This is a genomic window from Zunongwangia sp. (assembly GCF_048269745.1).
GTDB lineage: Bacteria > Bacteroidota > Bacteroidia > Flavobacteriales > Flavobacteriaceae > Zunongwangia.
On the sequence record NZ_JBLXIB010000033.1, the window covers coordinates 1 to 7,214 of the forward strand.

The 7,214-nt window shown below is 29.8% G+C and carries 8 protein-coding genes; all 8 read left to right on the top strand.

The genetic code is table 11. The features are described 5' to 3' along the window. Positions 1–128: 128 nt before the first annotated feature. The 8 genes from ACN0WI_RS16715 (at position 129) to ACN0WI_RS16750 (ending at position 6,949) form a co-directional block, all read left to right on the top strand. Positions 129–752, top strand: coding sequence for a tetratricopeptide repeat protein (locus ACN0WI_RS16715; RefSeq protein WP_417888190.1), 624 nt, complete (start codon positions 129–131; stop codon positions 750–752). 146 nt (positions 753–898) lie between these two features. After that, on the top strand, positions 899–1,843 hold the full coding sequence (locus ACN0WI_RS16720; protein WP_417888191.1) for a hypothetical protein: 945 nt from the start codon (positions 899–901) through the stop codon (positions 1,841–1,843). A 129-nt stretch (positions 1,844–1,972) separates the two neighbouring features. After that, entirely contained in the window at positions 1,973–2,587 is a 615-nt protein-coding gene (locus ACN0WI_RS16725; RefSeq protein WP_417888192.1) for a hypothetical protein, read from the top strand. Positions 2,588–2,743: 156 nt separating this feature from the next. Further along, positions 2,744–3,091, top strand: a complete 348-nt coding sequence (locus ACN0WI_RS16730) for a hypothetical protein (RefSeq protein WP_417888193.1) — start codon at positions 2,744–2,746, stop codon at positions 3,089–3,091. Continuing rightward, complete coding sequence (locus ACN0WI_RS16735; protein ID WP_417888194.1) at positions 3,085–3,429, top strand: hypothetical protein; 345 nt, start codon at positions 3,085–3,087, stop codon at positions 3,427–3,429. The genes ACN0WI_RS16730 and ACN0WI_RS16735 overlap by 7 nt, the downstream gene beginning before the upstream one ends. A 247-nt stretch (positions 3,430–3,676) precedes the next feature. After that, entirely contained in the window at positions 3,677–4,504 is an 828-nt protein-coding gene (locus tag ACN0WI_RS16740) for a hypothetical protein (protein ID WP_417888195.1), read from the top strand. 151 nt (positions 4,505–4,655) lie between these two features. Beyond that, entirely contained in the window at positions 4,656–5,624 is a 969-nt protein-coding gene (locus tag ACN0WI_RS16745; RefSeq protein ID WP_417888196.1) for an HTH domain-containing protein, read from the top strand. A 158-nt stretch (positions 5,625–5,782) separates the two neighbouring features. After that, on the top strand, positions 5,783–6,949 hold the full coding sequence (locus ACN0WI_RS16750) for a hypothetical protein (protein ID WP_417888197.1): 1,167 nt from the start codon (positions 5,783–5,785) through the stop codon (positions 6,947–6,949). Positions 6,950–7,214: the final 265 nt, after the last annotated feature.

Below are 7,214 nucleotides of genomic sequence, written 5' to 3' on the forward strand. Positions count from 1 at the left end.
ATTAATTGCTAGGTTTTAGCCTGCTTACGAAAATACTCGCGTATTTTCTATTCGGTAATTATTTGCTAGCTTAGTCACTAAACCACGCAACTAATCATACACAAACACGTTAGCAAATATTAATATCCATGAAGAAAATTACTATAATTTTTATTACTCTTTTATTTTTCAACGCTTTAAAAGCACAAGAAAAACGATCTATTGAAGAAATTTGGAAAAATACAGAAAGTCTGATTGCTAATAAAAATTATAAAAAGGCTATCGCTGAACTAAATAAAATAATTGAGTTAAATGAAAAAGATGCAAGAGCATACTTCCTAAGAGGAAAATTAAATGCAACACTAAAGATTTCAAACGGTTGTGAAGATGCTAAAAAAGCGGCAGATTTAGGACTCAAAGAGGCAAAATTAGTATATGATCAATATTGCGGTAAGCCTGATAAAGAAGATTTAAAAGAAAAAATAAATAATCTTGAAAACATAGCTAAACAATTTCCTGAGAAACCTGAGCCATTTTATAATATTGGAAATCTATACTTTGATAATAGAGAATATAAAAAAGCAATCGGATATTATAATAAAGCTATAAATATTGATGAAAACTATTCTGCTGCAATTTTTAATAAAGGTGTATGTAAAATTAATTTAAAAGAATTTGAAAACGGATGTGAACTAATTAAAAAAGCTGCTGATTTAGGATATAAACAAGCAATGAAAGTAATAGGAAAATGTAATGAATTAATTGGGAAATAACATTTGCTAACATCGCGTATAGCCAATTGCGGCTAAATACTTAATCATATTCGATGTTTTTAGCTATATTTATTTTAAACGGACAAAACCTGGCTAATCAACCCGCAACTTGCCATACTCGAAACCGTTAGCTGCAACCTTAAGAAATGGATAACAAAGAAGAATATCTTGATATCATAGATAGAGAAAAAGATTATAAAGAAATCCGATCTGAAACTTTCCGAACAGAAATCGGAATAAGAGCAATCGGACAGATTTATCATGATCATTCCAGCGATCAAAACTCACAAGAGAATGTTTTGAGACTTAAAAAAAATATTGAATACAGACTTTTTTCTGCAAGTCATCAATATTTACTCTTACTAAGAGAACTCGGTTCCGCTGAAAACCATCTTAAAAATCTATTTGAAGAAAATCCACAATTTATGGATTGGAGAACAGCGGAGATGACCAATCCATATTTTGATCAAGTAGAAACACAACTTTCCTCTATATTTGATAGTATAATATTTCATATTTCATCTGTTTTTGATTATTTGAGTCATTCCATCTGTTACATTTATTTCACAAATAAGCAGAAGACCTTGTACTGGACAAAATTGGCTAAAAAAGTGAGGGGAGATTTTAAGGGGAAATTTAAATTCTGTAAAACCGTAGATGAAATAGATAGAAGGTTTGTAGGACAGTTATATAATTATCGATCTAGACTTTTACATAATAAAAGAGATCATCATACTTTTGCTACTATTTTCGAGTCAGATAGTAAAAAATTTAACTTAAAAATTAACTGCTCAGAAGAGTCTTTAAAGAAATTTAAATCTGTGATTAAAAAAAAGACAAATGAAAAGCAAAAGATTACGTTAGCCTTCCTTGGATCTTGGTTGATAAAACAAACATTTTATGAAATAGAGAATCTCTTAGACTCAATTAAGAAAGATCTAGAAGATAATTCTCATTTTCACATAAATTTGAGAAAACCAAAGGGAGGACCGAACGCTCTAATGATTTTTAGTTTAAATCAAGAAACAAATTTTGCTGAGCCAGCTTCTCAAAGTATTTGGAAGGATTATAAGAAAAAAGGCAGCAGCTAACAATGCGTATAGCCAATTGCGGCTAAATACTTAATCGATATTAGATGTTTTTAGCTATATTTATTTTAAGCGGACAAAACGTGACTAACCAACCCGTAACTGGCCATACTCAAAACCGTTGTGCATAATATGAGAAAAACACTAATATTAATACTTGGAATTACTATTTTACAACTGATTTTCTCTTGTAAATCTCAATATTCTAAAACTGAATTAAAAAATAACTTTTCGACTGAACAAATCTCTGACTTAAATAAAATAACGGACTTTTTTAAAAACCAAATCTGTGAAAATAAGAAGTCGGTTTTTAAAACTTGCTTTTCTAAAATATTACCTGAATTATTAGAAAATGGTTGGCAACCGATTTTAAAAAAAGTAGACTTTGAGCAGCAAAAAGAACTTTATAATTCTATTTCCAAATCTACATTTAACGAAATATGGGAGTTTGGAAAAGCGACTTATCCAGATACTGGATTGGAATTAAAAAGTTTAAGTTCAAAATACAATGGAAAATATCAAAAATATTTGAGTGAACTTGGAAAAAACAATGCAGAAATTAAAAAATATGCTGATAGACTTATTGCTACTGGAGATTTCGAATCAATGGGTTTGTTACAACAAAGGATTTACAAAAACCCGAAAGAATTTGATTTAAACAATCCGAATATTCAGTTATTAATCGCTGTTCATTACTTAACCCAAAATGACCAACAAAAAAGAACTGACAAATGGAAATCCGAATAAAAAATACTATGCACAACACCGGCTATAGTTCATTGCGTCGGAATTTCATAACTGAAATTCCTTGCATTTTTACTATCTTCGGTTTACGGCGGAAAATCCTCGCGGATTTTCACGCAACGAAACCATAGCCAAACACGTTGTGGTTAATTTGAAAAAATGACAATAGAAGAACTAAAATCGAATATAAAATGGTGGGAATCTAAAAGATGGATTTATAATGTCGCTGTTGGACTTTTCGGAATTTTTGCTATTTATGATGGACTTTCAAGAGGAGAATACTTTTGGACTTTAGACGACACAATCGGAATTATAGTTTGGGGAATTAGAGCAAATATTTTTTACTCATTAGGAATCTTATTAGAATTATTTGATTGGTATTATCTGAAAAATAAAGTCGGAATTAAAAAACTGCGAATAATATTCTTCATAATCGGACTTTTATTTAGTTGCTTCTGGACTTTATGGTGTGGTTGGCTCTACTTTGCAAAACCTTATTTATGGTAAAAAAAATCATTTTTCTATTTGTGATTTTGACAATAATCAGCTGCAAAAAAGAAAAAGTTGATGGAATTATTATTGGCGACACTTTGCTTGTTCATCAATCTTTGTCGGAAAACATAAAAATGGAAAGTTTGATTAACCACGCTCTGAAAAAAGATAAAAACGCAATCATTGGAATAAAAAAATTTCCGAATGGTGGAGCAGCAAGTTCTTATGGTTTGGGTTACGTTTTAACCCAAATAATTTATCGAATTGGTGAAAACGAATTTGCAAATATTTTAAGAGAAATACCAAAATCGGAACTAAATGGATTTGAAGGACTAATAGCTGTTGGACTTTAATATGGAGACAATGACTACGATGGAAAAATGGACAATAAAAGAATGGAAACGGAATTTCCAAAACTAACTAAAATACTGAATGAGTAAAAAAACTAACCACAACACCGGCTATAGTTCATTGCTTCTGACTTTCCTTTCGGAAAGTCCTCGCAAATTTGCTATCTTCGGTTTACGGCGGAAAATCCTCGCGGATTTTCACGCAACGAAACCATAGCCAAACACGTTACCATACATTTTAAAGAAAAATTTGAAATTATTTAAATCACATAGACTAACATTAAGAGAAAAAGGATTACAGAGAATAGAACTGATTAAAAAAAATAATTCAGAGACCTTATTAATTCATTATAGCTGTGAAAGTTTCTTAAATTCAAATGGACGTTCACCGAGAATTGTGTCAATTTCATTAATGGATTTAGAAACATCTCAAACAAATACTTATTCAGTACATCTTCAAGCACAATTTTTAAAATATGATTTTAATAATCTAACTGAGATTGAAATTGACGAATGTGAGAAGAAAATGCTATCCGAATATTATAATTTTTTACAAAAAAATAGAACGAAATATTTTGTCCACTGGTCAATGAATAATAGCAATTATGGTTTTAAAGCAATTGATAATAGATATAGAATATTAGGAGGACGACCAATTGAAATTGAAAACAAATTCAAAATTAATCTGGGTGAAACACTTTGTTTAATTTATAGCGATTTTTATTCAAAAGATGGAAATGGAGGAAAATTATATAATCTAAGTATTCTAAATAATTTTAAACCAAGAGAATTTTTGAAGGGTTCTGAAGAAGCTGAAAGTTTTGAGAAAAAAGAATGGTTGAAACTTCATTATTCTACGCTTTCAAAGGTTAAATTGTTTAAGTTCATTATTGATAAAACAGCCAATAATGAACTGAAAGTATATTCTACAAAAAAAGATATTTTCGGTATATCACTTTCTGGTTTTAATGAAATGATTAACAACAACATCATTCTAAAAATCATTTGGTGGTTTGTACTAATAATATTAGGGATATTGATTAAGGAACTTTATTCGACAATTAAAAACGTATGGTAACACCGTATAACAACAATTGCGGTTTTTTGTCCTGCGGACACAACCGCGCAAGCATAAAAGTCGGTAAATTTAGCTATCTTAGTTTCAAACCAATCCGCAACTGATTGTTATACAAATCCGTTCTACACAATTTGACCAACAACACGAATAAATGACTATAAAAGAAGCTATTTTAAAAGTATTAGAAGACAACATTGGTTCTTTCACGTATTTGGAAGTTCTGAAAATGATTGATGAAAAAAATTACATTGATTGGGGAAATGCAAAAACTCCTTCTGATACAATTGGAGCTCAATTAGGGCATTTTATTAGACAAAATGACTCAAGAGTTAAACGTGTAAAAGGAAAGAAAGGATTTGAATATTATTTAGCTAAATATGAAAACGAATTAAACCTTTCTGAAGTTGTTGAAAAAGAATCTTTAATTAAAAAACCAGCTTCTAAAAAGTATCAAGAACGAGATTTACACAAACTTTTAAGCTCATATTTAAAAAGTCAAAATATATATTCAAAAACGATATTTCACGAAAAATCAGCGAATAGTAAAGATGACCATCAAAAATGGATTCATCCAGATATGTTAGGAATTGATTTTTTGAATCTTAAAAATCCGTATAGTAATGCGTTGTTAAAAGTTATAAATAAAGCAGATGCATTTAACTTAATATCATACGAATTAAAGAGAGAAATAAAATCTGACTACGAATTGAAAAAATGCTTTTTCCAAGCTGTTTCGAATTCAAGTTGGGCAAATTATGGATATTTAGTTGCATTTGAGATAAGTAAAAACTTAATGAATGAAATGGAACGACTTAACCAATCTTTCGGAATTGGAATTATAGAATTAAACGGAAATCCATACGAAAGTAAAATTTTGTTTCAACCAACTTACAAAGAGTTGGATTTCAAGACAATTGACAAACTTTGTGAAATAAATACTGAATTTGAAAAATTTATTGGACAAACCGAAACTATGTTAATTGCTCCTGAAAAATATGTAAAAGGAACAAAAAAGGAATTTGAAAGTTTTTGTGACGATTATTTTAAAACAGATTCCGAAATTGAAAAGTATTGTAAGGAAAAGAATATTCCGTTAGAAGAAGAAGAAAAAACTGTGTAGAACACCGTATATAATTTATTGCTAGTTCTAGCCTACTTACGAAAATCCTCGCGGATTTTCTATTCGGTTTTTATTTGCTAAATTACGTGATAAACCACGCAACAAACCATATACAAACACGTTAGCAAGAATAATGACCGAAACTTCAACTTAGAACAATGAAGAAAATTAGTAAAGCTGATTTAATAAGAAAACCTGAAAAATATTTAATTGGATATAATTCTTTAGAAAAATGTGCAATAAAAAATAAAGCTGATGAAGAAATAGATTACAAATATATATGTAAAACTTGTTCGTCAGAAGTTGATACCATTATCGTAGAATATTCAAGAAAAGGTGATTTGAAAGGAACAGCCACGAAAGAGGTTGCTACTTATTTTTGTGAAAATTGTAATAAATATTTTCTTAGTGATTACTGGATTCCTCAAATTGATGCTTTGGCAGACCAAACTAAAACTAAATTAAAAATACTTCCTGAGTTAGGTATTAATTCAATTAAAGAACTTGAGATATTTTGTGAAATATTATGGGATGAAGAAGATTATTTAGGAGAATTTTTCATTGAAGAGGATGGAATTAAAATCTGCGTAAGTAGTCAAAGTTCCTTGTTTGTTGAAGCTCTTAATTTAACAACAGATTATGATTTAAGTGATTATGGGCATGATATGTCAGAGACTTTAAAGATAAATCCAGGTATGCCATATAGTCCAGAGCAGAGAAAAAAGATAACTACTTTAATTGCAAAATTACAAATGCAGATTAATGGTCGGTTGAATTTTTGGACTTTGAACTTTAAGGAAAATTTTATAGAACATGAGCCAGAGATTTATAAGGACTTGTGTGATTTATTGATAGAATGGGATGATGATAGAATTGCGCTTTCAATTTTGAACGAAATATATTCAGGGAAAGGACCGGGGAGATTTATAAATGTTTTTAGACTCTTAGAATATGTTTTGCATATATGTTTGCTTAGAGACATTGAGAAAATAAGATTTGATGAAAATTATTCAGCGAATGATTTTTCAGAATTAACTAATCAGTTTCAATTGGACTTAAAAACTAAGTTAAAGAGGCGAATTGGTAAATTAGAGGTAAAACCTGCTGAAATATTGCAAGATTTGTGGCATCGAATAAGCTTTGGAGAATCCTATGATGAAGTTCATATTTATGAAAAGATTATACGATTCAGAAACAGCTTGGCGCATAAACCTGATAAAGACACTGTAGAAATAGGCATACAATTACCATGGGAAGAACCTTCGTTTGTTGGATTTACAAATGATATGTTGAGACTAATCCATAAGATAATTAAAGAAAACTAATAAATTACTCTTGCTAACAATGTATATACAAAATAGGCGGAATAGTAGTAAATTCAAGGGTTGTAGCCCGCTCCAATTTCACAGCGGTTTGATAGGTTTGAAGCCCGCAATCGCCTACTTTGCATATACTCAACGTTGTACAACATACCCAAAATGAACAAACTGCTGACAATTTCACTTCTGATTTTCTTATTTCTGTCTTGTAAAAATGATAAGAAATCTGAATTGGGAATTTATGCGGAAAACCAAACTTCATTTTTCGATT

What these genes read in the sequence shown, in the direction of transcription:
- ACN0WI_RS16720 (WP_417888191.1), top strand. Translation starts at nt 899, where the DNA reads ATGGATAACAAAGAAGAATATCTTGATATCATAGATAGAGAAAAAGAT.
- ACN0WI_RS16730 (WP_417888193.1), top strand. Translation starts at nt 2,744, where the DNA reads ATGACAATAGAAGAACTAAAATCGAATATAAAATGGTGGGAATCTAAA.
- ACN0WI_RS16725 (WP_417888192.1), top strand. Translation starts at nt 1,973, where the DNA reads ATGAGAAAAACACTAATATTAATACTTGGAATTACTATTTTACAACTG.
- ACN0WI_RS16715 (WP_417888190.1), top strand. Translation starts at nt 129, where the DNA reads ATGAAGAAAATTACTATAATTTTTATTACTCTTTTATTTTTCAACGCT.
- ACN0WI_RS16745 (WP_417888196.1), top strand. Translation starts at nt 4,656, where the DNA reads ATGACTATAAAAGAAGCTATTTTAAAAGTATTAGAAGACAACATTGGT.
- ACN0WI_RS16735 (WP_417888194.1), top strand. Translation starts at nt 3,085, where the DNA reads ATGGTAAAAAAAATCATTTTTCTATTTGTGATTTTGACAATAATCAGC.
- ACN0WI_RS16750 (WP_417888197.1), top strand. Translation starts at nt 5,783, where the DNA reads ATGAAGAAAATTAGTAAAGCTGATTTAATAAGAAAACCTGAAAAATAT.